At 73.8% G+C, this 26,699-nt stretch carries 21 protein-coding genes, 1 tRNA gene and 1 riboswitch; of the genes, 13 read left to right on the top strand and 9 right to left on the bottom strand.

The features are described 5' to 3' along the window. Positions 1-34: 34 nt before the first annotated feature. Positions 35-595, bottom strand: a complete 561-nt coding sequence (locus ACIP60_RS09730) for a PPA1309 family protein (protein WP_400681964.1) — start codon at positions 593-595, stop codon at positions 35-37. A 164-nt stretch (positions 596-759) separates the two neighbouring features. On the opposite strand from ACIP60_RS09730, the gene ACIP60_RS09725 reads away from it, so the two are divergent. The 4 genes from ACIP60_RS09725 to ACIP60_RS09710 all read left to right on the top strand — a co-directional run bounded on the left by ACIP60_RS09725 (position 760) and on the right by ACIP60_RS09710 (position 8,402). After that, a complete protein-coding gene (locus ACIP60_RS09725; RefSeq protein WP_400682656.1) occupies positions 760-3,726 on the top strand; it encodes a UPF0182 family protein in 2,967 nt (988 codons plus the stop codon). Between the two features lie 57 nt (positions 3,727-3,783). Continuing rightward, positions 3,784-3,857: transfer RNA gene (locus tag ACIP60_RS09720), tRNA-Met, on the top strand. A 260-nt stretch (positions 3,858-4,117) separates the two neighbouring features. Beyond that, the gene (locus ACIP60_RS09715; protein ID WP_400681962.1) at positions 4,118-6,133 is read left to right on the top strand and encodes a glycosyl hydrolase family 18 protein; all 2,016 of its coding nucleotides are present in this window, start codon (positions 4,118-4,120) and stop codon (positions 6,131-6,133) included. Between the two features lie 352 nt (positions 6,134-6,485). Beyond that, positions 6,486-8,402 carry a tetratricopeptide repeat protein gene (locus ACIP60_RS09710; protein WP_400681960.1) on the top strand — a complete coding sequence of 639 codons (1,917 nt, stop codon included), beginning with the start codon at positions 6,486-6,488 and terminating at the stop codon, positions 8,400-8,402. 139 nt (positions 8,403-8,541) lie between these two features. Here the strand turns inward: ACIP60_RS09710 and hisN are convergent, their stop codons facing one another. The 5 genes from hisN to ACIP60_RS09685 form a co-directional block, all read right to left on the bottom strand. Next, positions 8,542-9,339, bottom strand: coding sequence for a histidinol-phosphatase (gene hisN / locus ACIP60_RS09705; protein WP_100836431.1), 798 nt, complete (start codon positions 9,337-9,339; stop codon positions 8,542-8,544). 19 nt (positions 9,340-9,358) lie between these two features. Next, on the bottom strand, positions 9,359-9,682 hold the full coding sequence (locus ACIP60_RS09700) for a DMT family transporter (protein ID WP_400681957.1): 324 nt from the start codon (positions 9,680-9,682) through the stop codon (positions 9,359-9,361). Between the two features lie 89 nt (positions 9,683-9,771). Continuing rightward, complete coding sequence (rsgA, locus tag ACIP60_RS09695; protein WP_400681954.1) at positions 9,772-10,827, bottom strand: ribosome small subunit-dependent GTPase A; 1,056 nt, start codon at positions 10,825-10,827, stop codon at positions 9,772-9,774. A gap of 15 nt (positions 10,828-10,842) precedes the next feature. Then, complete coding sequence (gene aroA / locus ACIP60_RS09690) at positions 10,843-12,162, bottom strand: 3-phosphoshikimate 1-carboxyvinyltransferase (protein ID WP_400681951.1); 1,320 nt, start codon at positions 12,160-12,162, stop codon at positions 10,843-10,845. Between the two features lie 27 nt (positions 12,163-12,189). After that, positions 12,190-12,897, bottom strand: a complete 708-nt coding sequence (locus tag ACIP60_RS09685; RefSeq protein WP_400681948.1) for a M50 family metallopeptidase — start codon at positions 12,895-12,897, stop codon at positions 12,190-12,192. Between the two features lie 134 nt (positions 12,898-13,031). Between ACIP60_RS09685 and ACIP60_RS09680 the strand changes: the two genes are divergently transcribed. From ACIP60_RS09680 to def, 8 genes are all read left to right on the top strand, one after another. Next, complete coding sequence (locus ACIP60_RS09680; protein ID WP_400681945.1) at positions 13,032-13,769, top strand: SOS response-associated peptidase; 738 nt, start codon at positions 13,032-13,034, stop codon at positions 13,767-13,769. 32 nt (positions 13,770-13,801) lie between these two features. Then, complete coding sequence (locus ACIP60_RS09675; protein ID WP_400681943.1) at positions 13,802-14,449, top strand: alpha/beta family hydrolase; 648 nt, start codon at positions 13,802-13,804, stop codon at positions 14,447-14,449. A 425-nt stretch (positions 14,450-14,874) separates the two neighbouring features. Continuing rightward, entirely contained in the window at positions 14,875-15,621 is a 747-nt protein-coding gene (locus tag ACIP60_RS09670) for a sigma-70 family RNA polymerase sigma factor (protein WP_033212168.1), read from the top strand. Then, positions 15,618-15,980, top strand: coding sequence for a mycothiol system anti-sigma-R factor (gene rsrA, locus ACIP60_RS09665; RefSeq protein ID WP_100836423.1), 363 nt, complete (start codon positions 15,618-15,620; stop codon positions 15,978-15,980). The genes ACIP60_RS09670 and rsrA overlap by 4 nt, the downstream gene beginning before the upstream one ends. Positions 15,981-16,193: 213 nt before the next feature. Continuing rightward, a complete protein-coding gene (locus tag ACIP60_RS09660; protein WP_400681940.1) occupies positions 16,194-17,564 on the top strand; it encodes an HD-GYP domain-containing protein in 1,371 nt (456 codons plus the stop codon). Beyond that, on the top strand, positions 17,561-18,895 hold the full coding sequence (locus tag ACIP60_RS09655; protein ID WP_400681937.1) for an HD-GYP domain-containing protein: 1,335 nt from the start codon (positions 17,561-17,563) through the stop codon (positions 18,893-18,895). The genes ACIP60_RS09660 and ACIP60_RS09655 overlap by 4 nt, the downstream gene beginning before the upstream one ends. 107 nt (positions 18,896-19,002) lie before the next feature. Beyond that, the gene (locus ACIP60_RS09650) at positions 19,003-19,986 is read left to right on the top strand and encodes a hypothetical protein (protein ID WP_100836420.1); all 984 of its coding nucleotides are present in this window, start codon (positions 19,003-19,005) and stop codon (positions 19,984-19,986) included. 103 nt (positions 19,987-20,089) lie between these two features. Next, on the top strand, positions 20,090-20,728 hold the full coding sequence (def, locus tag ACIP60_RS09645) for a peptide deformylase (RefSeq protein WP_400681934.1): 639 nt from the start codon (positions 20,090-20,092) through the stop codon (positions 20,726-20,728). A 72-nt stretch (positions 20,729-20,800) separates the two neighbouring features. Here def and ACIP60_RS09640 read toward each other — a convergent pair whose 3' ends face one another. The 3 genes from ACIP60_RS09640 to ACIP60_RS09630 all read right to left on the bottom strand — a co-directional run bounded on the left by ACIP60_RS09640 (position 20,801) and on the right by ACIP60_RS09630 (position 25,250). Further along, complete coding sequence (locus ACIP60_RS09640) at positions 20,801-21,796, bottom strand: ribonucleotide-diphosphate reductase subunit beta (protein ID WP_400682653.1); 996 nt, start codon at positions 21,794-21,796, stop codon at positions 20,801-20,803. A gap of 20 nt (positions 21,797-21,816) precedes the next feature. Next, positions 21,817-24,231, bottom strand: a complete 2,415-nt coding sequence (locus ACIP60_RS09635) for a ribonucleoside-diphosphate reductase subunit alpha (protein ID WP_400681932.1) — start codon at positions 24,229-24,231, stop codon at positions 21,817-21,819. Between the two features lie 169 nt (positions 24,232-24,400). Next, a riboswitch (cobalamin riboswitch) is annotated at positions 24,401-24,539 on the bottom strand. A 216-nt stretch (positions 24,540-24,755) separates the two neighbouring features. Further along, a complete protein-coding gene (locus tag ACIP60_RS09630; RefSeq protein WP_400681929.1) occupies positions 24,756-25,250 on the bottom strand; it encodes a GNAT family N-acetyltransferase in 495 nt (164 codons plus the stop codon). Between the two features lie 269 nt (positions 25,251-25,519). Here ACIP60_RS09630 and ACIP60_RS09625 point away from each other — a divergent pair, with 269 nt between their 5' ends. Beyond that, on the top strand, positions 25,520-26,506 hold the full coding sequence (locus ACIP60_RS09625; protein WP_400681926.1) for a helix-turn-helix domain-containing protein: 987 nt from the start codon (positions 25,520-25,522) through the stop codon (positions 26,504-26,506). Positions 26,507-26,699: the final 193 nt, after the last annotated feature.

Genomic DNA, 26,699 nt, shown 5'->3' with positions numbered 1-26,699 from the left:
ACCCCGGCGGGGGCCCCGGCGGGGCCCCGGGCGGTCAGGAGAACGTCGCGAGCAGGGCGTCCGTCAGGTTGGGGACGAGTTCGGGGCCGGTGAGCACCTCGCGCGCGAGGTCCTTCTCGCGCAGCCGCAGCGCGACCTCCTTGGCGCCGTCGCGCAGCACGGCCGCGGTGATCCGGACCTCCTGGCGCTGCGGGTGGGTGGCCACCCAGTCGTTGATCTCCTTCTCGGTGGCGTTCTTCGGCCGGGTGGCCTCGGCGCCGGGCGGGAGCATCAGGCGCTCGACCACCAGGGCGCAGCCGACCACGCCGTCGGGCCAGGCGATGGTGCCGAGGAAGCGGTCGAGCTCGGTGCCCGGGGGGATCTCCTCCTGCTCGACCGGGGTGAGCCCGGTCGGGTTGTCGTCCAGGCCGAGCTGCGAGGCGAGCCGCGGGTTGGCCTTGAGCATCTGGGCGTTGTCGACCAGGGCGAACAGGCGGGCCGGGAGGTCCCAGCCGAGGGTCGCGGCGTGCTCGTCGATCTCCAGGGCGGCCCGGGTGAGCGGGGTGGCCGCGGGCGGGCCGGAGGTGGCGGCGGTCAGGTCAGGGGAGTCGGACATGGGGTCATCCTCACACGTCCGGGGGGGCCGTCTCCAACTCCGACGCAGCCACCGGGAACTCAGGTAAAGACTGATTAAGTTGCATGGGGAGACCGCTGCCGGTTATCGGTGCGGCAGCGGGCATTCCCAACGACGACAGCTGAGGTGGCGCCTTGACCTTCCAGATGCCGGACCGCTCCGGTCCGGGTTTCCGAGCGAGAGTCGGGCCGCCGTCGCGCCGGGCGAAGGTGCTGCTGCTGACGCTGGGCGTCCTGGCGGCGCTGTTCGTGCTGTTCGTGCTGTTCGCGGGGCTGTGGACCGACTGGCTGTGGTTCGACTCGGTGCGCTACGGCTCGGTGTTCACCGCGCAACTGGGCGCCAAGGCCGGGCTGTTCGCGGTCTTCGGGCTGCTGATGGCGCTGGTGGTCGGCTTCAACCTGTGGCTGGCGTACCGGCTGCGGCCGCCGCTGGCCGCGATGTCGGTGGAGCAGCAGAGCCTGGACCGCTACCGGATGGGCATCGCGCCGTTCCGCAAGTGGCTGATGATCGGCCTGTCGCTGCTGGTCGGCCTGGCGGCCGGCGCCGCGGCGGGCGCGCAGTGGCGGACGTGGATGCTGTGGGTCAACGGCACCGCGTTCGGCGTGAAGGACGGCCAGTTCCACAAGGACGTCTCCTACTACGCGTTCAAGCTGCCCTGGTACGAGTTCGTGCTGGGCTTCGGCTTCAGCGCGGTGATCGTGTCGCTGCTGGCGGCCACCGCCGTGCACTACCTGTACGGGGGCCTGCGGCTGCAGGGGCCCGGGCGGCGGGCGAGCGCCGGGGCGCAGGGCCACCTGGCCGTGCTGCTGGGCGTGTTCGTGCTGCTGAAGGCGGTCGCGTACTGGCTGGACCGGTACGCGCTGGCGGTGAAGAGCGAGTCGTACAAGAACGTCGACGGCTGGACCGGCCTGCGCTACGTGGACGCCAACGCGTTCCTGCCGGCCAAGACGATCCTGTTCTTCGTCGCGGTCATCTGCGCGCTGCTGTTCTTCCTGACCCCGATCCGGCGGACCTGGGCGCCGGCGCTGATCGGCTTCGGGCTGATGGCGCTGTCGGCGATCCTGGTCGGCGGGCTCTACCCGGCGCTGGTGCAGCAGTTCCAGGTCAAGCCGAACGAGCAGGCCAAGGAGACCGCGTACATCCAGAAGAACATCGACGCGACCAGGCAGGCGTACGGCATCGCGGACGTGGCCGAGCAGCAGTACGCGCCGACCGACTCCACCGACGCCGGCACGCTCGCCAAGGACGCCCAGACCGTCTCCGACATCCGGCTGCTGGACCCGAACGTGGTCTCGCCGACGTTCCAGCAGAACCAGGCGCTGCGCAACTACTACGCGTTCCCGAAGACGCTGGACGTGGACCGCTACGGCGACCAGGACACCGTACTGGGCGTGCGCGAGCTGGACCTGACCGGCGTCCAGCAGCACAACTTCATCAACGACCACTTCAAGTACACCCACGGGTACGGCGTGGTCGCCGCCAAGGGCAACCAGGTCGACTCGAACGGCAACCCGGTCTACACCGAGCACTCGCTGCCCGCCGAGGGCAGCATGGGCAGCTACGAGCAGCGGGTGTACTACGGCGAGAAGACGACGATGTACTCCGTCGTCGGGCCCGGCCTGGACGAGATCGACTACACCCGGGACGGCCAGCCGGACCAGACCTCCCAGTACAGCGGCGGCAGCGGCGTCTCGCTGAACAACCCGCTGACCCGGGCCGCGTACGCGCTGAAGTTCGCCGAGCCGCAGATCCTGTACTCGGGGGCGATCAAGGACGACGCGAAGATCCTCTACGACCGCACCCCGAAGGAGCGGGTCGAGAAGGTCGCGCCGTGGCTGTCGATCGACGCCGACCCGTACCCGGTGGTGCAGAACGGCCGGCTGGTGTGGGTGCTGGACGGCTACACCACCTCGGACGGGTACCCGTTCTCGTCCAAGACCACCTTCGGCGACGCCACCAAGGACTCGCTGACCGACCAGCGCGGGCGCACCCTGACCGCCGTCAACCAGGTCAACTACATCCGCAACTCGGTGAAGGCCACCGTGGACGCGTACACCGGCGAGGTGACGCTCTACCAGTGGGACGAGGCCGACCCGGTGCTGAAGACCTGGATGAAGGCGTTCCCGGACACGGTGAAGGCCAAGGCGGACATCCCGGCCACCCTGCTGCCGCACCTGCGCTACCCGCAGGACCTGTTCAAGGTGCAGCGCGACCTGCTCGGGCAGTACCACATGACGGACGCCACGGCGTTCTTCAACGGCACCGACATCTGGGAGGTGCCGGAGGACCCGACGGTCAACACCCACGAGGTGCAGCCGCCGTACTACCTGACGCTGCGGATGCCGGACGCCCAGGAGGCCAGCTTCTCGCTGACCACCTCCTTCGTGCCCTCGGGCCGCAAGAACCTGGCCGCGTTCATGACCGCGGACGCCGACCCGGGGCCGGGCTACGGCAAGCTGCGGATCCTGCGGATGCCGTCCGGTTCGGGCGCGCTCGGCCCGGCGCTGACCCAGGCGAAGTTCAACTCGGACTCCGAGGTGGCCCGCCAGCTGACCCTGCTGCGCAGCGGCACCGACTCCGACGTGGTCTACGGCAACCTGCTGACCCTGCCGGTCGGCGGCGGCATCCTCAACGTGGAGCCGGTGTACCTGGTGGCCCGCGGCGCCAAGGTGCCGGTGCTGAAGAAGGTGCTGGCGGTGTACGGCGACCACAACGTGGCGCTGGAGGACACCCTGGACCAGGCGCTGGCCAAGGTGCTCGGCGGCGCGGCCGACGGGGCCACCACCCCGACCGCCCCGGCCGACCCGCAGAACCCGGGCACCGGGACGCCGACCACGCCCACCACGCCGGACAGCCCGGAGGTGCAGCAGGCGCTCACCGAGGCGCAGAAGGCCTTCGACGACGGCCAGGCGGCGCTGAAGAACGGCGACTGGACGGCGTACGGCAAGGCCCAGGAGGCGCTGAAGAAGGCCATCGGCGACGCGATGGCCGCCGAGCAGAAGGCGTCCGGCGCCACCGCGCCGGCCCAGCCGGGCGGCGGGGCCGCCGCCTCGCCGTCCGCCTCCCCGCCCGCCTCGCCCCCCGCCGCGCCCTCGGCCTCGCCGACGGGCTGAGCTGCGGAAACCGGTTTGTTGGTCCACCCCGTGATCGTGATACAGTGGTTTCACCGACGCGGGGTGGAGCAGCTCGGTAGCTCGCTGGGCTCATAACCCAGAGGTCGCAGGTTCAAATCCTGTCCCCGCTACTCAGTAGCGAAAGGCCCGGAGGCATCAGCCTCCGGGCCTTTGCCATTCCTTGGGCGTCGGGCCGATTGACACCCCATGTGGTCCAGTCCAATCTGAGTCATGCCCATGGCGGGCGGCCCCCACCGTCCGCCTTGATGCGTTGCAATTCCTTTGCCGGCAACGGGAATTGATCACGTGCCGGCTCCGTCTGCCGCTCTCCCCGACCGGGTGTCGGACGGCGTTCCTGCATCCCCACGTGACAGGAGAGAGGCACATCCGCATGCATCGCCACAATCGCAGGGCCTGGGCCGTCACGGCCGCGGCCGCCACGCTGCTCGCCGGGGCGGTCTCACTGCTGGGAGCCCCCAGCGCGAGCGCCGGACCGGGCAACACCACCGGGGCCCCCGCCACCAGCGGCGGCATCAAGGTCGCGTACTTCGACCAGTGGTCGATCTACCAGAACGCCTACTACCTGAAGAACGTCGACACCAACGGCATGGCCGGGAAGCTCGACTACCTGCTGTACGACTTCGCCAACATCGACCCGGCCAACCTGACCTGCTTCGAGGCCAACTCGGCGGCCTCCCAGGACGAGAACAACCCGAACGCCGGCGACGGCGCGGGCGACTACTACGCCGACTACGCCAAGACCTTCGCCAACGGCAACAGCGTCGACAACTCCACCGACACCTGGAACCAGCCGCTGGCCGGCAACTTCCACCAGCTCCAGGAGCTGAAGGCGAAGTACCCGAAGCTCAAGGTGCTGCTGTCGATCGGCGGGTGGACGTACTCCAAGTACTTCTCCGACGCGGCGGCCACCGACGCCTCGCGCAAGAAGCTGGTCTCCTCCTGCGTCGACATGTTCATCAAGGGCAACCTGCCCGCCCAGGGCGGCTACGGCGGCCCGGGCACCGGCAAGGGCATCTTCGACGGCTTCGACATCGACTGGGAGTACCCGGGCGGCGGCGGCCACACCGGCAACCACTCCTCGACGGCCGACAAGCAGAACTTCACCGCCCTGCTGGCCGAGTTCCGCAGCGAGCTCAACACCCAGGGCGCCGCGGACGGCAAGACCTACGCGCTGAGCGCGGCGCTGCCGGCCGGCCAGGACAAGATCCAGAACATCGAGACCAACAAGATCGGGCAGTACCTGACCTTCGCGGACCCGATGACGTACGACATGCACGGCGGCTGGGAGGCCCAGGGTCCGACCAACCACCAGACGCCGGTCTACCAGAGCCCGAACGACCCGATGAACAACGTGCCGCCGGGCAACGCCAAGTACTCCATCGACGAGGCGATCAAGGCGTACACGGTCGGCGACCCCTCGTACGGCATCCCCGGCGGGTTCCCGGCGAACAAGCTGAACATGGGCGTCCCGCTCTACTACCGCGGCTGGACCGGCGTGGCGGCCGGGGCCAACCACGGGCTGTTCCAGCCCGCGGCCGGCCCGGCCCCCGGCGCGCCGAACTCCGGCAACGTCGCGGGCGTGCGGATGTACAAGGAACTGCTCGGGACGGTGGACAACCCCGCCTACACCTACTGGGACGCCGCCGCGCAGGCCGCGTACTTCTACGACGGCACCACCTTCTGGTCCGGCGAGAACGCCAAGTCCATCCAGGCCAAGATGGACTACGCGCACTGCAACGGACTCGGCGGATCGTTCGTCTTCTCGCTCTACGACGACCCGAACGCGGCGCTGCTCAACCCGCTGATGACCGCGACCGGCGGCTCGGCCGCCTCCTGCCCGGCCCCGCCGACCGGCTCGCCGAGCGCCAGCGCCTCGCCGTCGAAGTCCCCGTCGCCGTCGCCGTCCACCAGCCCGTCCACCAGCCCGTCGACCAGCCCCTCGACCTCGCCGTCCGGCAGCCCGTCCGGCAGCCCGTCCTCCTCGCCGACCTCGCCCGGCGGCGGGATCGTGGCCAACCCCGGCCTGGAGTCCGGCGCGCTCAGCCCGTGGACCTGCTCGGGCGGCGCCGTGGTCGGCGGCGGGCACACCGGCTCCTACGCCCTGCAGGGCAACGCGAGCGCCGGTGACACCGCGCAGTGCCAGCAGACCGTCACGGTCAAGCCGAACACCGCCTACACGCTGTCCGCCTGGGTCAAGGGCAACTACACCTACCTGGGCGTCACCGGCTCCGGCGCGGACAGCTCGACCTGGACCCCCGGCGGGAGCGCGTGGACGCAGCTGTCCACCAAGTTCACCACCGGCGCCTCGGTCACCTCGGTGACCGTCTGGGTCCATGGTTGGTACGGACAGGGTGCCTACCAGGCCGACGACTTCAGTGTCAGCTGAGGCTCCGTCAAGACCCTTTTAAGGAAGGCCCGGAGGATTCCGTCCTCCGGGCCTTCCCCCTTGCGGGCGCGCGGAGTTGATCGACTCCGGTACGATGCGTGGCCGGGGTTTGTGGGGCTCAGTGTCGGGAAATCGACAAAGAGCCGAAGCGATCTCGCCGGGCTTCGGCCCCGCTCCGCCAAAACGGACGGAGCAGGTGTACGCGGTGTGCGGGTGATGCGACGATGGACCACGAGGGGGACGCGGCGCGGCCGTTGACGGGCCGTCCGGTCCGGCGTGCCCCCCGGGGGAGACGACCCGGGCCGACGGCCCGGGTCGGATGCCGCGACACTCGGGGGGAGCGGGAGTCGGCATGAAGCTCATCGGCAACAGCGGGACGGGGGAACGACTGGCGGCCGGCAGCACCGCGGACACCGACACCGGTGCCCGCCCCACCGACCAGTCCACCGGCAGCCTGCCCGCCCAGCGCGGCACCGCGGGCGGCATCGACGTGACCGGCTACGGCCCCGAGAGCCTGGTCCACCTGACCGCCGACCAGGTCGCCGCCGCCTCCGTCCGCGACCTGATCGACCCCGACGACGACGCCGCCGACAGCTTCGAGACCGCCCTCGCCGCCCGCGAACAGGCCGCCCTCGAGGCCCGCCACCGCGGCTCCGCCGACGCCGGCGACCCGGGCGCCGCCAGCCAGCTCGGCGCCCTCCTGCTGCGCCGCGGCGACCTGCTCGACGCCGAGCGCTACCTGCGCGCCGCCGCCGCGGCCGGACTGCGCGCCGCCGCCAACAACCTCGGCGTCCTGCTCCACCAGCAGGGCCACCGCACCGAGGCCGCCCAGTGGTGGCGCCAGGCCGCGGTGGCCGGCTCCGCCCCCGCCGCCCACGCCCTCGGCCTGCAACTGCGCGACCAGGGCGAGGAGGAGGCCGCCGAGTACTGGCTGCACTTCGCCGCCGAACAGGGCCACCCGCTCGGCGCGTACGCCCTCGGCGACCTGATGGAGCACCGCCGCGACGTCCGCGCCGAGCGTTGGTTCAAGGCCGCCGCCGACTCCGGCCACCGCGAGGCCGCCTACCGCCTCGCCCGGATGCGCGAGGCCGCCGGCGACAAGGACACCGCCGAGACCTGGTACCGCACCGCCGCCGCCCGCAGCCACGCCCGCGCCGCGCTGCGCCTGGGCGTCCTGCTCGAAGCCCGCGGCGACCTCGACGAGGCCGCCCGCTGGTACCGGCAGTCCGCCCAGAACGGCGAGGCCCGCGCCGCCTGCGCCCTCGGCTTCCTGCTCCGCGACACCGGCGACCTCTCCGCCGCCGCCGAATGGTGGCAGGAGGCCGCCGAGGCCGGCGACGGCACCGCCGCCAACGCGCTCGGCGCGCTGCACGCCGGCCGCGGCGAGAACGCCGTCGCCGAACGCTGGTACCGCGCCGCGCTCGACGCCGGCGACCACAACGGCGCCTTCAACCTCGGCCTGCTGTGCGCCGGCGCCGGGCGCGAGGCCCAGGCCGAGCAGTGGTACCGCCGCGCCGCGTACGCCGGCCACCGCGAAGCCTGCAACGCGCTCGCCATCGTGCTGCTCCAGCGCGGCGACGAGTCCGGCGCCGAACCCTGGTTCTCCAAGGCCGCCGAGGCCGGCTCCGTCGACGGCGCCTTCAACCTCGGCGTCCTGCACGCCGGCCGCGGCGAGACCCGGCAGGCCCAGGAGTGGTACGCCCGGGCCGCCGCCGAGGGCCACGGCGAGGCCGCCCTGCAACTCGCCGTCGCCCAGGAGCAGCGCGGCAACCTGGCCGGCGCGCTGGAACGCTACCGGCAGGCCGCCGACGGCGGCTCCGCGGAGGGCGCCTTCCGGCTCGCCTCGCTGCTCGACCGCCGCGGCGACGCCGACGCCGAGGCCGAGCACTGGTACGCGGTCGCCGCGGACGCCGGACACCGCCGGGCCCAGGTCCGGATGGGCGTGCGCGCGGCCGAGCGCGGCGCGCTCCAGATCGCCGAGAGCTGGTACCGGCGCGCCGCCGAGGGCGGCAGCCGCAGCGCCGCGTTCAACCTCGGCCTGCTGCTGGCCCGGCAGGACAGCGAGGCCGAGGCGATGCTCTGGTACACCCGCGCCGCGGACGCCGGCCACGGCCGCGCCGCGCTGCGGCTGGCGCTGCTCGCGCTGCGGCGCGGCGAGGCGATCCAGGCCGAGAACTGGTGCCGCCGCGCGGCGGAGTACGGGCCGGCCGAGGTCGCGGAGCGGGCGGGGCGGCTGCTGGGAGCGCTGAGCGCGGAACTGAGCGCGTAGCGGGGGAGCGGGCCTCGGCGGGGTCGCGGGACAGGGCAGGACGCTGTCCCGCGTCGCGGTCCGGCGGTGCGTGCCCGGTCGGCCGCGCGGTTCCTCGCGCCCCTGCCGGTGCGCTCCCTGCCGGTGCGCTCCCCGGCGGTCACACGCTGAGCGAGCGCAGCACGGCCTCGTGGAGGACGCCGTTGGTGGCGACCGCGTCCGCGCCGGTGGGGCCGTCGATGCCGTCGAGGCCGGTGAAGCGGCCGCCGGCCTCCTGGACGATGACGCAGGGGGCGGCCATGTCCCAGAGCGAGAGCTCGGGTTCGGCGGCGATGTCGACGGCGCCCTCGGCGACCATCATGTAGGACCAGAAGTCGCCGAAGGCGCGGGTGCGCCAGCAGATCCGGGTGAGGTCGAGGAAGGCGTCGAGGCGGGCGCGCTCCTCCCAGCCGCTCAGCGAGGAGAAGGAGAGCGAGGCGTCGGCGAGGCGGGAGACCTTGGAGACGTGGATGCGCTGGGCCTTGGCCAGGCTGCGGCCGGCGAACGCGCCCAGGTCCTTGGCGGCCCACCAGCGGCGGCCGAGCGCGGGGGCGGAGACGATGCCGACCACCGGGACGTGCTCGCCGTCGGGCTGCTCCTCCAGCAGGGCCACCAGGGTGGCCCAGACCGGGACGCCGCGGACGTAGTTCTTGGTGCCGTCGATCGGGTCGATCACCCAGCGGCGCGGGCCGGAGCCCTGCAGGCCGTACTCCTCGCCCAGCACCGCGTCCCGGGGGCGGGCCCGCTGCAGGACGGAGCGGACGAGTTCCTCGGCGGCCTTGTCGGCGTCGCTGACCGGGGTCAGGTCGGGCTTGGTCTCGATCTTCAGGTCGAGCGCCCGGAACCGCTCCATGGTGATCGAGTCGGCCGAGTCGGCGAGGACGTGGGCGAGTCGGAGGTCGTCGTGGTAGTCGGCCATGCACGGCACCCTAGCGGACTCAGTGTCCCGAGCCGCTGAGCTGGAGACCGATCACGCCCGCGATGACCAGGGAGATGGACACCAGTTTGAGGACGGAGGAGGACTCCCCGAGGAAGACCATCCCGTACACCGCTGTGCCGGCCGCGCCGATGCCGGTCCACACCGCGTAGGCGCTGCCGACCGGGAGCGTCTTCAGGGAGAGGGTGAGCAGGCCGAAGGAGCCCAGCGCGAAGAGCGCGAAGCTGATGGTGGGCCAGAGCCTGGTGAAGCCGTGGCTGAGCTTGAGGTTGACCGCGAATCCCGTTTCCAGCAGACCGGCGAGGATCACCATGGCCCATGCCATCGGGTTGACTCCCTGTCAGGTAGGAAGGTGTGACCTTCCTATCGTTACCCAGCGCAGCGGCCCCAGCGACTCGTGATCGCCGGGAATTCTCACTCCGCCTCCGGCGCCTCGCGGGTGGCCAGCAGCCGGCGCAGCGAGTACAGCCGGGCCGGGTCGGCGTGGCCGCCGGCGACCCAGGCGTCCAGCGCGCAGTCCGGTTCGTCGTGCGAGCAGGCGCGCGGGCAGTCGGCGGTGCCGGGCTCCAGGTCGGGGAAGGCGAGGATGACCCGGGACGGGTCGATGTGGGACAGGCCGAAGGAGCGGAAGCCGGGGGTGTCGATCACCCAGCCCGGGTCCAGCGCCTTCTTCGAGCCCGGCTTGGCGCCGGGCGGCGGGGGAAGCCGCAGGGCCAGCGCGGAGACGGTGGTGTGCCGGCCCCGGCCGGTGACCGCGTTGACGTGGCCGGTGCTGCGCTGCCGCTCCGGGACGAGCGCGTTGACCAGGGTGGTCTTGCCGACGCCGGAGTGCCCGATGAACACCGTGGTGCGCCCGCGCAGGTGCGCGCGCACCGCCTCCGCGCCGGCCGTCTCCAACTCGTCGGCCCGGGTCACCACGTAGTCGATGCCCAGCGGCGCGTACGACTCCAGCAGCTCGTCGGCCGGGGCCAGGTCCGACTTGGTGAGCACCAGCAGCGGCTCCATCCCGGCGTCGTACGCGGCGACCAGGCAGCGGTCGATCAGCCGGGGGCGCGGCTCCGGGTTGGCCAGCGCGGTGACGATGGCCATCTGCTGGGCGTTGGCGACCACGATCCGCTCGTACGGGTCGTCGTCGTCCGCGGTGCGGCGCAGCACCGAGCTGCGCTCCTCGACCCGGACGATCCGGGCCAGCGTGTCCGGCTCGCCGGACAGGTCGCCGACCACGCTGACGGTGTCGCCGACCACGACGCCCTTGCGGCCCAGCTCGCGGGCCTTCATGGCGGTGACCAGGCGCTCGTCCTTCGTGCCGCCGTCGACCAGGCAGGTCATCCGGCCCCGGTCCACGGTGAGGATCATCGCCTCGGCGGCGTCCTCGTGCTTGGGCCGGGTGCGGGTGCGGGGGCGGGAGCCCCGGCGGCCCGGGCGGCTGCGGATGTCGTCCTCGTCGGCGTCCTTGCCGTAGCGGCGCATGCTCGTGATCCCCCGTCAGCCCTGGCCGAGGAGGTCGGCCCACATCTGCGGGAAGTCCGGCAGCGTCTTGGCCGTGGTCGCCACGTTCTCCACCAGCACGCCCTCGACGGCCAGGCCCAGGACGGCGGCGGCGGTGGCCAGCCGGTGGTCCTCGTAGGTGTGGAAGACGCCGCCGTGCAGCGGGCGGGGCCGGATCCGCAGGCCGTCCTCGGTCTCCGAGACGTCGCCGCCCAGCCCGTTGACCTCCTTGGCCAGCGCGGCCAGCCGGTCGGTCTCGTGCAGCCGCAGGTGGGAGATGCCGTACAGGTGCGACTCGGAGTCGGCCAGCGCCGCCACCGCGGCGATCACCGGGGTCAGCTCGCCCACGTCGTGCAGGTCGACCTCGATCCCGTGGACCTTGCCGGTGCCGGTGAACTTCAGCCCGTCGTCGGTGAACTGGCAGCTCCCGCCCATCGCGGTGTAGATCTCGCGCAGCTGGTCACCCGGCTGGTAGGTGTGCCGGGGCCAGTCCCGGACGGTCACCCGGCCGCCGGTGGCCAGCGCCGCCGCGAAGAACGGGGCCGCGTTCGACAGGTCCGGCTCGACCACCAGGTCGCGGCCGATCAGCGCGCCCGGGGTGACCCGCCAGACGTCCTTCTCGCCGCCGTCCTCCGGCGCGTCGACCTGGCCGCCGGCCTTGCGGATCATGTCCACGGTCATCCGGATGTGCGGCAGCGAGGGCACCGTCCCGCCGGTGTTGCGGATCTCCACGCCGTTGTTGAACCGGGCGCCGGAGAGCAGCAGCGCCGAGATGAACTGCGAGGAGGACGAGGCGTCCACCTCCACCGACCCGCCGTCCAGCGCGCCCGCGCCGTGCACGGTCAGCGGGAAGCCGCCGCGACCGCCGTCCTCGATCCGGGCGCCCAGCGCGCGCAGCGCGTCGATCACGCCGTGCTGCGGGCGCTCGTGGCTGCGCGGGTCGCCGTCGAAGTGCACCGGGCCGTCCGCCAGGGTGGCCAGCGGCGGCAGGAAGCGCATCACCGTCCCGGCGTTGCCCACGTCCACCCGGGCCGGGCCGCGCAGCCGCTCGGCCGGGATCACCCGCCACGCCTCGCCGCCGCCGGTGCCGCCGGACGCCGCGTTCACCGTCTCCTCGACCGTCACGCCCAGCGCCCGCAGGCCGTCCGCCATCAGCTGCGAGTCGCGGCTGCGCAGCGGGCGGCGCACCCAGCCCGGGCCGTCGGCGAGGGCGGCCAGCACCAGCGCGCGGTTGGTCGCGGACTTCGAGCCGGGGATGGTCACGGCCGCGTCCACGGCGGCGGTGGCGACGGGGGCGGGCCACAGGGAGTCGGTCATGGCGCCAGTCTATGAGGCGCGGCGCTCCTACCGGGGCAGCAGCCAGGCCGCTCCGAGCCCCAGGCAGGCCAGTGCCACCGCCAGGAACGCCAGCAGCCACAGCGCCCCCGGCACGCCCGTCAGCCGCGCCAACTGGTCGGCGTCCGAGCCGGGCGCGCCGCCGCGCCGCCGCCGGGTCGCCCACAGCTCCAGCATCGGACGCACCCCCGCCAGCAGCAGGAACCACACCCCCAGGTAGGCGAACGCCCCCTGCCATTCGGCCGTCCCGTACCAGGACACCGCGACGAACGCCCCGCCGGTCGCCAGCACCGCCGCCACCCCGAACAGGTTGCGCAGCGTCAGCAGCATCATCGCCAGCAGCGCGATGCCGATCCACAGCAGCGCGGTGATCCGCCCCGCCGCGAGCAGCGCCGCCCCGCCCAGGCCCAGCAGCGAGGGCGCCGGGTAGCCCGCCGCGGCGGTCAGCACCATGCCCGGGCCGGTCGGCCGCCCGGAGGAGACCGTCAGCCCCGAGGTGTCCGAGTGCAGCCGGATGCCCGACAGCCGACGCCGGGTCAGCAGCGCCGTCAGCCCGTGCCCGCCCTCGTGCGCGATCGTCACCACGGTGCGGGTCCACAGCCACACCGGGCGCACCGCCACCGCCAGCAGCGCCACCGCCGCCGTGCCCCACACCAGCCAGTGCGGCGGGTCCGGCTGCACGTTCGTCACCCGGTCCCACAGTCGCGCGAAGTCCATCGCCGCCGGCCTCCGATCACCGTCGCTTCCCCTGCCCGGGGCGGGCAGCCTCCCACGGGAGGACGGGTCCCCGGTAGCCGCCGGTTCTCCCGGACGGCCCCGCCCGCCCGGCCCGCTCTGGCAAGCTGGACGCCATGTGCGGACGCTTCGCCTCCTCCACCGACCCCGCCGAACTGGTCCGGCTGTTCGGCGTCCAGCAGTGGGACCCGACCGAGACGATCGCGCCCAGCTGGAACGTCGCCCCCACCGCGAAGACCTACGCCGTCCTCGACCGGGCCCCGCGCGGCCGGGGCCGCCCGGTGCGCCAACTGCACGCGCTGCGCTGGGGCCTGGTGCCCGGCTGGGCGAGCAGCCCCGACACCGCGGTCAAGATGATCAACGCCCGGGCGGAGACCGTCCACGAGAAGCCCGCCTACCGGCAGGCGTACGCCTCCCGGCGCTGCCTGATACCCGTCGACGGCTACTACGAGTGGCAGACCGCCCCCACCGACGACCTCGCGCGCCCGCCCCGCCGCCCCTACTTCGTGCACCGCGCCGACGGCGCGCCGCTCGCCCTGGCCGGGCTGTACGAGTTCTGGCGCGACCGCGAACGCCCCGGCGACCACCCCGACGCCTGGCTGGTCACCTGCACCGTCGTCACCACCGCCGCCGAACCGCTGCTCGCCCCCGTCCACGAGCGGATGCCGCTCCACCTCGGCCCCGACCGCTGGGACGCCTGGCTCGACCCGCACGCCGAGACCGCCGACCTCACCCCGCCACCGCCCGGCGACCTGCGCATCCACGCCGTCCCCGACGAGGTCGGCAAGATCCGCAACAACCACCCCGGCCTGACCCGGCCGCGCACCGAGGACGACCGCACCACGCTGTTCTGAGCGGCCCGCGCACGAGGAGGGGCGGGGGACGGATGGGTACGCTCGGGGCCGTGCAGCGCATCATCGACACCCCCGCCGGGGACGCCAGGCTCCACTACCACCGCGCCGCCCGCCCGCGCGCCGTGCTGCTGCTCGGCCACGGCGCGGGCGGCGGCGTCGAGGCCCCCGACCTGCGGGCCCTCGCGGCCGCGCTGCCGGCCACCGGCGTCACCGTGGTGCTGGCCGAGCAGCCCTGGCGGGTGGCCGGCCGCAAGCTCGCCCCCGCCCCGGCCGCGCTCGACGCGGGCTGGCCCGCGCAGTTCGCCGCCGCGGCCGAGGAGGGCCTGCCGGTGTACGCGGGCGGCCGCAGCGCCGGCGCCCGGGTCGCCTGCCGGACCTCCGCCGCGCTGGGCGCGGCGGGCGTCCTCGCGCTGGCCTTCCCGCTGCACCCGCCCGGCAAGCCGGAGCGGAGCCGGGCGGACGAACTGCTCGCCACCGGCCTGCCCACCCTGGTCCTCCAGGGCGGCGCCGACACCTTCGGCACCCCGGACGAGTTCCCCGCCCTGCCCGCCACCCACCGCCTGACCGGGGTCCCGCACGCCTCGCACGCCTTCAAGACCCCGAAGAAGGCCCCGCTGTCCCAGGACGAGGCCCTGGAACTGATCACCCGCACGGCCGCCGACTGGCTCCGCCGGCCCTGAACCCCGCCGCCCGGCGCCTCCGGGCCCCCGGCGGGCGGAGCGGGCGGTGTGACCGTCCTCATACCGCCCCCCTGCCGCGCCCTTCGCGGCTGCGGTTCCGCGCCCCGCCGGGGGAGGGGAAGGGAGGGGAGCGGCGCGGGGCGGCCGGAGCGGGCCGGCAAGGCCACGGCTCCGGCAGTGAGTTGTGCCGTCCGGGAATGCCCGGGTGGCGGACGGGGTTGCACGAGGCGTCAGAACATGCCCCCGGTGGAAAGGCAGCGTCCATGGGTTCGATCGCGTGCCGCGAGCGGCCGGAAGAGCGGGCTGCGCAGTCTGCGCTCCTGCCGGACTGGTCGGAGTGGGTTGTCGCGGGCGAGAAGCCGGTCAGCCCGATATCCTCGCTTGCGGGTCGGCCCGAGGTGGGCCGTGTGCGGGTTTCCGAGGAGGTGGGTCCAGTCGTCGGGACCGATGACGCGGCCGTGTCGGGCGCTGCCGGCGCCGACCAGGGCCGTCCGGAGGGCGAACAGCTCACCGGCGACGAACTGGCCGAGGCGATCGGCGAGGACACCTTCCGGGTGTCCGAGAACGAGAGCGAGGGGGCCAGGCGCGAGCGCTTCGAGCGCGACGCGCTCGGCTACCTGGACCCGATGTACTCGGCGGCGCTGCGGATGACCCGCAACCCCGCCGACGCGGAGGACCTGCTCCAGGAGGCGTTCGCCAAGGCGTACGCGTCGTTCCACCAGTTCCGCGAGGGCACCAACCTCAAGGCCTGGCTGTACCGCATCCTCACCAACACGTTCATCAACTCGTACCGCAAGAAGCAGCGCGAACCCCAGCGCACCGCGGCCGAGGAGATCGAGGACTGGCAGCTGGCGCGCGCCGAGTCGCACATGTCGACCGGCCTGCGGTCGGCCGAGGCGCAGGCGCTCGACCACCTGCCGGACAGCGACGTGAAGGACGCGCTCCAGGCCATCCCGGAGGAATTCCGGATCGCGGTGTACCTCGCGGACGTCGAGGGCTTTGCGTACAAGGAGATCGCGGACATCATGGGTACACCCATCGGTACGGTGATGTCCCGACTGCACCGTGGCCGCCGCCAGTTGCGCGGCATGCTGGAGGACTACGCCCGCGAGCGGGGGCTGGTCCCGGCCGGTACCGGTGCAGGGCAGGAAGCGAAGGGCGCGGGCTCATGAGCTGCGGAGATCCGCACGAGACCGAGTGCGGTGAGGTGCTCGACCACCTCTACGAGTTCCTCGACAACGAGATGGCCGAGGGCGACTGCGCCAAGCTGCGGGTGCACTTCGACGAGTGCTCGCCGTGCTTGGAGAAGTACGGCCTGGAGCAGGCGATCAAGGCGCTGATCAAGCGCTCCTGCGGGTGCGACGACACCCCGACCGACCTGCGGGCCAAGGTGCTGGCCCGGATCGACTCGATCCGCACCCAGCGCTCGGGAGAGGTGGACACCTCGGTGATCGAGGTGTCCTCGGTGAGCGTCGAGGTGACGGTCGACGGGACGGCCGGGCACGGCTCGGCGGTGGCGACCGCCGAGTAGCGCTCACTCGATCGGGTGAGCCGACGCTGCTCCGGCTGCGGCGATGCGCGATCGTGCGCCACGTCCGTGCGGGCGGGCCCTATTCTCTGACGAGTCCTCACGTCGGAGGGCCCGGTACGGGCGGGGGAGGCCGAGATCGCCAGCGGAAGCGAACGCCAGCGGAGCGCCGCGGCCCTGCCGGGGCCGGCCGCGGGCTACCTGGCCGCCGTCCTGGTGGCCGCGTTCGCGGTGCTGCTGCCGCTGGCCGCCGTCGGCCCAGGGCTGGACTGGCCCCGGATCGGCCTGCTCGCCCTGCTGCACCTGTGCCTGGAGTCGCTGGCGCAGGGCGCCCGCACCCCGTGCGCCCGGCTCTGGCGCCGACTGCGCGGCCGCCCCGCCGACGAGGCCCCGGCCGACCCGCGGGGCAGCGGCTTCTTCCCGGTGCTGTTCGCGGGCGTGCTGATGCTGCCGCCCGCCGCCGCCGCCCTGGTCGCCCTGCCCGGGGCACTGCTCGGACCCGCCGTCCCGCCGCGCGGCCTGCGCCGGGTGTGGAACGCCGCCCAGCTGGCCCTGGCCGCCGCTGCCGCCGCCGAGGTGTTCCGGCTGCTCGGCGGGGCCCGGCTGCTGCTCGGCACCCGCTTCCCCGGGGCCGCGCTCGGCGCGCTGGCCGCGATCCTGACGTTCTGCCTGGTCAACGGCGTGCTGGTGACCGGCATGGTTCGGCTGACCTGCGGCTCGGCCGGCCCCGGCGCGGCCCGCGCGCTGCGCCGGGCCGCCCCCGCCGCGCTGCTGCACGGCGCGGGCGGGCTGATGATCGCGGTGCTCTGGCAGGGCCCGTACGGGGCGTTCGCCGCCGTGCTCGGGCTGCTGCCGCTGACCATCACCGCCTGGCTGTCCGCGCAGGGCCACCGCGAGCGGGCCGCGCACCGGGCCACCGTGCAGGCCCTGGTGCAGGCCGTGGAGATCAAGGACTCCTACACCCGCGGCCACAGCGAACGGGTCGGCCGGGCCTCGGTGCTGATCGCCCGCCAGCTCGGCCTGGCCGAGGACCGGGTGCGCACCCTGCACTTCGCCGGGACGCTGCACGACGTCGGCAAGCTCGCCGTCGCCACCGAGCTGCTGCGCCGCAACGGGCCGCTGACCGACGCCGAGCGGCGCGCCGTCGAGGTGCACCCGGTGTTCGGGCACGAGCTGGTGCGGCAGCTGGACTTCCTCGGCGAGGGCCGCGACGGCATCCTGCACCACCACGAGCGGATGGACGGCCGCGGCTACCCGCACGGGCTGACCGGGGACCGGATCCCCGAGTTCGCCCGGATCATCTCGGTCGCCGACGCCTTCGACTCGATGACCTCCACCCGCTCCTACCGGCGCGGCCGCCCCGTCCCGGAGGCGGTCGCCGAACTGGAGCGGTGCGCCGGCAGCCAGTTCGACCCGGTGATGGTCTCGGCGCTGGTCGAGGCCGTCGCCGAGCACGGCTGGCAGCCCGAACCGCCGCCGCCCGGCGGCTGGGACGGCGAGGTGCCGGACATCCCGCTCGGCGTGCCCGAGCCGGCCCGGCTGCCGCAGCAGTCCGGCACCGGCCTGCCGACCGGGGGAGCGGCGTGACCACCCGCCGCCCGGCCCCGGCCGACCTGCTGCTCGCCGCCTCCGCCGCGCTCGCCGCCGCCGCCGTGCTGCACGCGCTGGCCAGCGGCGTCGCCCAGGGCCGGGTCGCGCTGGCCTTCGCGGTGCTGATCGGCCTCGGCCAGTGCGCCGGGCCGGCCCTGCCCGGCGACCGCGAACCCGCGCCCGTCGCCACCGCCGTCGCCCTCGCGTACGCGCTGCTCGGGCCGCTGCACGGGCTGCCCACCACGCACGGGGTGCTGCAGGTCGCGGGCGTCACCGCGGCCGGCACCCTGCTCGGGCTGGGCGCCCAGCTCGGCGGGCAGGCCGTGCTGGCCGCCGCCCGGCACCGGCCGCGCACCCCGCCCGCCGGGCTGGACGCCGCCGCCCGCCGGCTGGTCACCGTCGCGTTCGCCGCGCTGCTGTTCCAGCCGCTGTACAACACCGGCCTCACCGACCGGCTGCCCGGCCCCGCGTACGGGGCGCTGCTGGCGGGCGTGGCCGCGCTGGCCGCGCTCGGCGACGCGGTGCTGGCCGCCGCCCAGCAGGCCGCCCGCACCGGGCTGCGGTACGCCGCCGCGCTGGAGGACCAGCTGCACGCGCTGCTCGGCATCGGCTCCGCGCAGGTCGCCACCGGGCTGCTGCTGAGCCTGCTCGCCGGGGAGGCCGGGCTGTGGGCGCTGCCGGTGTTCTGCCTGCCGCTGATCCTCGCCCAGACCTCGTTCCGGCGGGCCGTCGCGGTGCGGGCCACCACCGGGCAGACCATCGAGACGCTGGCCCGGGCCACCGAGATCGCCGGGTACACCACCCCGGGGCACGCCCGCCGGGTCGCCGACACGGCGTGCGCGCTGGGGCGCGAACTCGGGCTCGGCAGCCGGGAGCTGACGCTGCTGGAGTACGCCGCGCTGATGCACGACATCGGGCAGCTGTCGCTGGTCGAACCCGTCCCGGGCGGGGCCACCGCGCTGCTGCCCGACGGCGAGCAGCAGCGCATCGCCCGGCTCGGCAGCGAGGTGATCCAGCGCACCGGGGTGCCCCGGCAGGTGTGGCAGCAGGTCGCCCGGCTGGCCGACCCGTGCCGCCTGGCCGACGGCCGGCACGACCCCACCCTGCCGCTGGCCTCCCGGATCATCCGGGTCGCCAACGCCCACGACGACCTGCGCACCGCCGCCGCCGACCGCCCCCGCGGCGGCCTGCTCGACCCGCTGGAGCACCTGCGGCTGGAAGCCGGGCCCGGCTACGACCCGGTGGTGCTGGACGCGCTGGCCCGGCTGGGCCGCCGCGGCCACCGCGCCGCCCGCGGTCCGGACCGCCGCTGCCGCCCGGCGGCCTGAATGGCCGCGCGGGGCGCGCGGCCGGGGGCGGGCGTGGTTGGATGCGGTCGTGGCGGGAAGACCCGGAGGCGGGGCGACCCGGTGACGACCGACGGCAAGGGACCAACGTGAGGATCTTCCACCGCGCACGGCACCGTCCGTCGGCGACCTGGCGGCAGACCACCGACCGTGCGTTCACCCTGATCGGCGACGGCCGCTACGAGGACGCCGGGGCGCTGCTGGTGATGGCGGCGGACCTGGAGCCGTGGCTGTCGGACTCCTGGTTCAACCTGGCCCTGCTGCACAAGTTCCGTCGGGACTGGGAGCAGGCCCGCTCGGCCGGCCTGCGCGCCGTCGCCCTGCTCGACCGCCAGCACGGCGCCCCGGACTGGTGGAACCTCGGCATCACCGCCACCGCCCTCCAGGACTGGCCGCTGGCCCGCCGGGCCTGGCAGGCGTACGGGCTGCGGCTGCCCGGCGGGCCCGCGCTGGACGGGCCGATCGAGCTGGACCTGGGCACCACCCCGGTGCGGCTGTCCCCGGACGGCGAGTCCGAGGTGGTCTGGGGCCGGCGGCTGGACCCGGCCCGGATCGAGGTGCTGTCCATCCCGCTGCCGTCCTCCGGCCGCCGCTGGGGCGAGGTGGTGCTGCACGACGGCGCCCCGCACGGCGAGCGGGTCGCCGACGGCGTCGCCTACCCGGTCTTCGACGAGATCGAGCTGTGGGCGCCGTCCCCGGTGCCGACCTGGGTGGTGCTGCTGCAGGCCGCCACCGCCGCCGACCGGGACGCGCTGGAGAAGACGGTGGCCGACGCCGGGTACGCCGCCGAGGACTGGACCTCCTCGGTGCGGCTGCTGTGCCGCACCTGCTCGGAGTCCCGGATGGCCATCGACGACGGCCACACCGCCCACCACGACCCGCACGACGACGGCGACCCGCTGCACCCCGGCCACCTCAGCCACCTCAGCCAGGGCGCGGCCGGCGGCCCCTGGCAGGTCGAGCGCGAGTGCGGGATCGCCGCGCCCGCCGGCCTGGTCCGCTCCCTGCTGGAGCGCTGGGCCGCCGCCTCCCCCGTCACCCGCGCCTACCGGGACCTCGAAGAGGTCTGCTGACCCTGCCGCATCCCGGGGGGCCGGGAGGTGACCCCGCCCCGGACCGCGCCCCGTACCCTGGACCGGTACACCAGGCGGATGCGGACGAAAGCGGAACCGAGCGATGGCCGAGCACCACGACCACGAGCACGAGCACGGACACGACCACGCGCACGAGGACACCGAGCCCCAGCGGGTGGTGGGCGAGGAGCCCGACCTGACGAAGGGCACCGCCCGTCCGATCACCGTGGTCGGCAACCCGGTGCTGCACCGCGAGGTCAGGACCGTCACCGCCTTCGACGGCGAACTCTCCGCGCTGATCGACGACATGTTCCAGTCCATGTACGCGGCGGAGGGCGTCGGCCTGGCCGCCAACCAGATCGGCGTCGACCTGAAGGTCTTCGTCTACGACTGCCCCGACGACGAGGGCGTCCGGCACGTCGGCCACGTGGTCAACCCGGTCCTGGAGGAGCTGCCGGCCGGCCGCCGGGTGCTGGACGACGGCCAGGAGGGCTGCCTGTCGGTCCCCACCGCCTACCAGGAGCTGGCCCGCCCCGACTACGCGGCCGTCACCGGCCAGGACAAGGACGGCAACCCGGTCCGGGTCGAGGGCACCGGCTTCTTCGCCCGCTGCCTCCAGCACGAGACCGACCACCTGTACGGCTACCTCTACATCGACCGCCTCTCCAAGCGCGACCGCAAGGACGCGCTGCGGCAGATGGCCGAGGGCACCCCCAAGTACGCCACCGTCCCGAACGACTGACGCCGCGGCGGGCACGCGCGGAGGGCCGCACCCCGTCGGGGTGCGGCCCTCCGTCGTCGGTGGCGGGGCGGCCTAGAAGTCGTCGTCGAAGGAGACCGAGCCCTCGACGGCCACCTGGTAGGCGGAGACCCGGCGTTCGAAGAAGTTGGTGAGCTCCTGGACGTTCTGGAGCTCCATGAAGCCGAACGGGTTGGTGGAGCCGTAGCGGATCGGCAGGCCGAGGCGGGCCAGGCGCTGGTCGGCGACGGCCTGGAGGTACTCGCGCATCGACTCGGTGTTCATGCCGGGCAGGCCCTCGCCGCACAGGTCGCGGGCGAACTGGAGCTCGGCCTCGACGGCCTCCTCCAGCATCTCGGTGACCTGCCGGGCCATCTTGTCGTCGAAGAGGTCGGGCTCCTCCTCGCGCACGGTGTCGACCACCGAGAACGCGAAGTCCATGTGCATCGACTCGTCGCGGAAGACCCAGTTGGTGCCGGTGGCCAGGCCGTGCAGCAGGCCGCGGCTGCGGAACCAGTACACGTAGGCGAACGCGCCGTAGAAGAACAGGCCCTCGACGCAGGCCGCGAAGCAGATCAGGTTGAGCAGGAAGGCCCGGCGGTCCTCCTTGCTCTGCAGCGAGTCGAGGTGGTCGACCGCGTTCATGTACGTGAAGCAGAACTGGGCCTTCTGCGCGATGGAGGGGATGTTCTCCACCGCCGCGAAGGCGGCGTTGCGGTCCTCCGGGTCGGGCAGGTAGGTGTCCAGCAGCGTCAGGTAGAACTGGACGTGCACGGCCTCCTCGAACAGCTGCCGCGACAGGTAGAGCCGGGCCTCGGGGGAGTTGATGTGCTTGTAGAGGCTCAGCACCACGTTGTTGGCGACGATCGAGTCGCCGGTGGCGAAGAACGCGACCAGCCGGCCGATCATGTGCCGCTCGCCCTCGGAGAGCTTGGCGAGGTCGGCGACGTCGGAGTGCAGGTCCACCTCCTCCACGGTCCAGGTGTTCTTGATCGCGTCCCGGTAGCGGTCGTAGAACGACGGGTAGCGCATCGGACGCAGCGTCAGCTCGAAGCCCGGGTCGAGCAGCATCTTCTTCTGGTCTTCGGTGCTCACTGGCAGGCCTCGCAGGACTCGGGGTTCTCCAGCGAGCAGGCGATGGCGTCCTGCTCGGCCTGGGAGAGGGCGGGGGTCTGCACCGGCACGGGGGCGGCGGTGCGGGTGGCGCCGGACGCGGCCTGGGCGATCCGGGTCGCCGGGCGCGAGCGCAGGTAGTAGGTGGTCTTCAGACCGACCTTCCAGGCGTAGGAGTACATCGAGGAGAGCTTGCCGATGGTCGGCGCGGCCATGAACAGGTTCAGCGACTGGCTCTGGTCGATGTACGGCTGGCGGGCGGCGGCCAGGTCGATCAGCGCGCGCTGCGGCAGCTCCCACGCCGTGCGGTACAGCGAACGGACCTCCTGCGGCAGCCAGTTGAACTCCTGGATGGAGCCGTTGGCGTCGCGCAGCGCGTCCCGGGTCTGCTGGTCCCAGACGCCCAGCTCCTTGAGCTCGCGCACCAGGTACGGGTTGACCTGGAGGAACTCGCCGGACAGCGTCTCGCGCTTGAACAGGTTGGAGACCTGCGGCTCGATGCACTCGTAGACGCCGGCGATGGACGCGATGGTCGCGGTCGGGGCGATCGCCAGCAGCAGCGAGTTGCGCAGGCCGACCTCGGCGATCCGGGCGCGCAGCGCCTCCCAGCGCCCGGTCCACCGCGGGTCGGCGCTGCCGAAGTGGTCGACGTGCAGCTGGCCGCGGGCGGCGCGGGTCTCGCCGTACGCCTCGTGCCGGCCGAACCGCTCGGCCAGGTCGGCGGAGCGCTCGTACGCGGTGAGCATGATGCGCTCGGAGATCAGGGTGGAGAGGGTCTTGGCCTCGGCGGAGTCGAAGTCGATCCGCAGCTGGAAGAAGACGTCCTGCAGGCCCATCACGCCCAGGCCGACCGGCCGCCAGCGGGAGTTGGAGGTGCCGGCCTCGGTGGTCGGGTAGAAGTTGATGTCGATCACGCGGTCGAGGAAGGTCACCGCGGTGCGGACGGTGGCGTCCAGCCGGTCCCAGTCCATCGCGTTCAGCAGGTCGGCGGCGGTGGCGCCGGGGGCGACGTGCGCGCCCAGGTTGACCGAGCCGAGGTTGCAGACCGCGGTCTCGGAGTCGTCGGTGACCTCCAGGATCTCGGTGCACAGGTTCGAGGAGTGCACCGTGCGGCCGGGCAGCGCGGTCTGGTTGGCGGCCCGGTTGGAGGCGTCCTTGAAGGTCATCCAGCCGTTGCCGGTCTGCGCCAGGGTGCGCATCATCCGGGCGTACAGGGTCTGCGCGGGGATGGTGCGCACGGCCTTGCCGGCCAGCTCGGCCTTGACGTACGCCTCGTCGAACTCGGCGCCCCACAGGTCGACCAGCTCCGGCACGTCGGCCGGGGAGAACAGCGACCAGTCGGCGTCGGCGTTGACCCGGCGCATGAACTCGTCCGGGATCCAGTGCGCCAGGTTCAGGTTGTGGGTGCGCCGGGCCTCCTCGCCGGTGTTGTCGCGGAGCTCCAGGAACTCCTCGATGTCGGCGTGCCAGGTCTCCAGGTACACGCAGGCCGCGCCCTTGCGCCGGCCGCCCTGGTTGACCGCCGCCACGGAGGAGTCCAGGGTGCGCAGGAACGGCACGATGCCGTTCGACTTGCCGTTGGTGCCGCGGATCAGCGAGCCGCGGGAGCGGATCCGCGAGTAGGACAGGCCGATGCCGCCGGCGTGCTTGGAGAGCCGGGCGATCTGCGCGTACCGGTTGTAGATCGAGTCCAGGTTGTCCAGCGGCGAGTCCAGCAGGTAGCAGGAGGACATCTGCGGGTGCCGGGTGCCGGAGTTGAACAGCGTCGGCGAGCTGGTCAGGTACTCCAGCCGGCTCATCAGGGTGTACAGCTCGGCGACCTCGCGCACCGACTCCTCGGTGGTGCCGACCGCCAGGCCCGCCGCCACCCGCAGCAGGAAGTGCTGCGGGGTCTCGACCACCTTGCGGGTGATCGGGTGGCGCAGCAGGTAGCGGGACTGGACGGTGCGCAGGCCGAAGTACTCGAAGCGGTCGTCGCCCGCCTCGTCGATCAGCGAGTCGAACAGCCCGGCGTGCCCGGCCACGAACGCGGCGGTGGCGTCGCCGATCAGGCCCTCGGCGTGGCCCACGGCCACCGAGGAGGAGAACGAGGTGACGCCCTGGGTGGCGGCCTCGTCGCGGATCTCCAGCGCCAGCAGGCGGGCGGCCAGCTTCGAGTACTGCGGGTCCTCGGCGATCATCGACGCGGCGGCCTCCACGGCCAGCCCGCGCAGCTCGGCGAAGTCCGAGCCGGCGTGGCGGCCGCGCAGCGCGGCGGCGGCGACGTGGCCGGGGTCCACCTGGGGGAGGTCGGTGCTGCGGTCGGTGAGCAGCCGGAGCAGCGCCGCACCGGGGTCGGTGAAGGCGTCGGCGGATCCCTGGGACGGCAGGGTGACTGAGGCGGCGACGGTCAAGGCGCACTCTCTCCTGTGGCGGCGGACGTGGCTCGGGGTGTCCGGCACCGCACGCGGCCAGGGGAGGGCGGCACGAAGGAACGAGAACGCGTTCCGGCGCGCGAAGACCACCCCCGGTCCGCCCGCGAGACCGGACGGCAAAGCTGTGCTGCATGGCGTCTGCGGGGATGCCGTGTCGCACACCGTCGGCAGGTCCTCGGACTGCGCGGGCGTCGCAGCAACCCGCTCACCGTTGCGGGGCAGTCCCGGATTCGCACCGGATTCCCCTGCGTCGACAGCGAGAGTGAGCATACATGTTGTGGTGGCTGGAACTGGAAGCACCAGATGTAGTAGCGCGTGTCGCGTCGGCGGTGCCGCGCGTAGACAACGAAACCGTCCGCGAACCGTCCGCCGACCGCCCACGAACCGTCCGCCGACCGCCCACGAACCGTCCGCGAACCGCCCACTGACGGCCCGTGGGCCCGCCCGCGGACGGCCCGCGGACGGCTTCGGGTCCGGGCTCGGGGCCCTGCTCGGGCCCGCCCTCAGAACCGCGTCGTGTAGACCCACAGGTCCGTGCCGGGCGCCGCCGACCAGTCCCGCGCGGGGCTGCGGACGAAGCCCAGGGCGTCGTAGATCCGGTGCGCGGCGGTCATCGACGGCCGGGTGGAGAACGCCATCCCGGCCAGCCGCAGTTCCCGGCTGCGCGCGATCGAGGCCCGCACCAGGGCCCGGCCGACGCCGCGCCCGCGGGCCGCCGCGCCGACCGCGAGCATCCGGATCTCGCCCTCGTCGGGGTGCGCGACGTCCGCCCACGCGGTGCCGCCGGGCGCGAAGGTCACGCAGCCGAGCACCGCCCCGCCGTCGTCGACGGCGACCAGGAGCTCGGCCTCCCGGTTGCGGCGGGCGGCGTCGCGGAGGAGTGCGGCGTAGGGGGAGTCGGGGCGGGTGTGGCCGTCGCCGACGAAGGCTTCGACGCTGACCTCCCCGGCTCCGGCGAGGTCGCGGTCGAGGGCGCGGCGGACGGTCGGGGAGCGCATCCGGACAGTGTGCCGGACGGCCGACGGCGCGGGTCGGCCAGGTCCGGGTCGAACGGGTAGCCGCCCGGCCGGTGCACGTCGTCGCGGCCGTGCCGGCCGTTGCGGTCCAGGTCGCGGCCGACCAGGACGCCGAGGAGTCCGAAACTGCCGAGGAGGCCCAGCAGGGCGAGTGCGGTGGTCATGCCTCCACTGTCCGCGCCCGGCCGGGGCCGGACGAGTGGCAGGAACGCACCATTGCCACGAAATCCTGCCACTGCCATGCTGGCCGGATGCGGAAGCTGGAGAACGTCGCCGTCGTGGTGCTGGAGGAGGTCCACCCCTTCGAACTGGGGGTGGCCTGCGAGGTGTTCGGCCTGGACCGGAGCGAGAGCGGCCTGCCGGTCTACGACTTCGCCCTGGTCGGCGACCGCCCCGGCCCGATGCGCACCCACTCCGGCTTCACCGTCGACGTCCCGCACGGCCCCGAGCGGATCGCCGGGGCCGACCTGGTGATCGCCACCGCCACCGGCATCCGCGCGCACTACCCCGAGGAGGTCTGCGCGGCGCTGCGGGCCGCCCACGACCGCGGCGCCCACCTGCTGTCGATCTGCTCCGGCAGCTTCCTGCTCGGCGCGGCCGGCCTGCTCGACGGCCGCCGCTGCACCACCCACTGGCGCTACGCCGACCTGATGGCCGAGCGCTTCCCGCTGACCACCGTCGAACCCGGCGTGCTGTACGTGGACGACCACCCGGTGATCACCTCGGCCGGCACCGCCGCGGGCATCGACGCCTGCCTGCACCTGGTCCGCAAGGTGCAGGGCGCCGAGGTGGCCCGGGCGATCGCCCGCCGGATGGTGGTCGCCCCGCACCGGGACGGCGGCCAGGCCCAGTTCATCAACCGGCCGGTGCCCGAGGGCGGCGGCGAGTCGCTGGCCGGGGTGCTGGAGTGGATGCGCCGCCACCTCGACCGGGAGACCGGCGTCGACCAGCTCGCCCGGCTCGCCCACATGTCGCCGCGCACCTTCGCCCGCCGCTTCCGGGAGGAGACCGGCACCACCCCGCACCGCTGGCTGACCGGCCAGCGGGTGCTGCTCGCGCAGCACCTGCTGGAGTCCACCGGCGAGAGCGTGGACGCCATCGCCACCCGCTGCGGCTTCGGCAACGCCGCCACCCTGCGACACCACTTCGGCCGCCGCCTGGGCACCACCCCGCAGGCCTACCGCCGGGCCTTCGGCGGCCCGCGCCGCACCGCCGGGCCGCAGTACCAGGACGCCTGACCGGGGCACGGCGGGGGAGCCGGAACGGGGGCTGGAACGAGGGACCGGGCCACGGACACCGGGCTGCGCCGGCAGGCGTCCGGGCCCGGGGTGCCTGTGCCGGGGGTCGCCCGCCCGAGTCGGCCGCGGGCGCTCGCGGCCCCGTGGCGGGGGCCAGGTCGGGGGTCGGGCTGCTGTGGTGCCGGGCTGCGAC

Source organism: Kitasatospora sp. NPDC088783 (assembly GCF_044750705.1).
Classification (GTDB): domain Bacteria; phylum Actinomycetota; class Actinomycetes; order Streptomycetales; family Streptomycetaceae; genus Kitasatospora; species Kitasatospora fiedleri.
The sequence above is the reverse complement of the archived record's forward strand: the minus strand, read 5'-3'. Positions and strand labels throughout refer to the sequence as shown.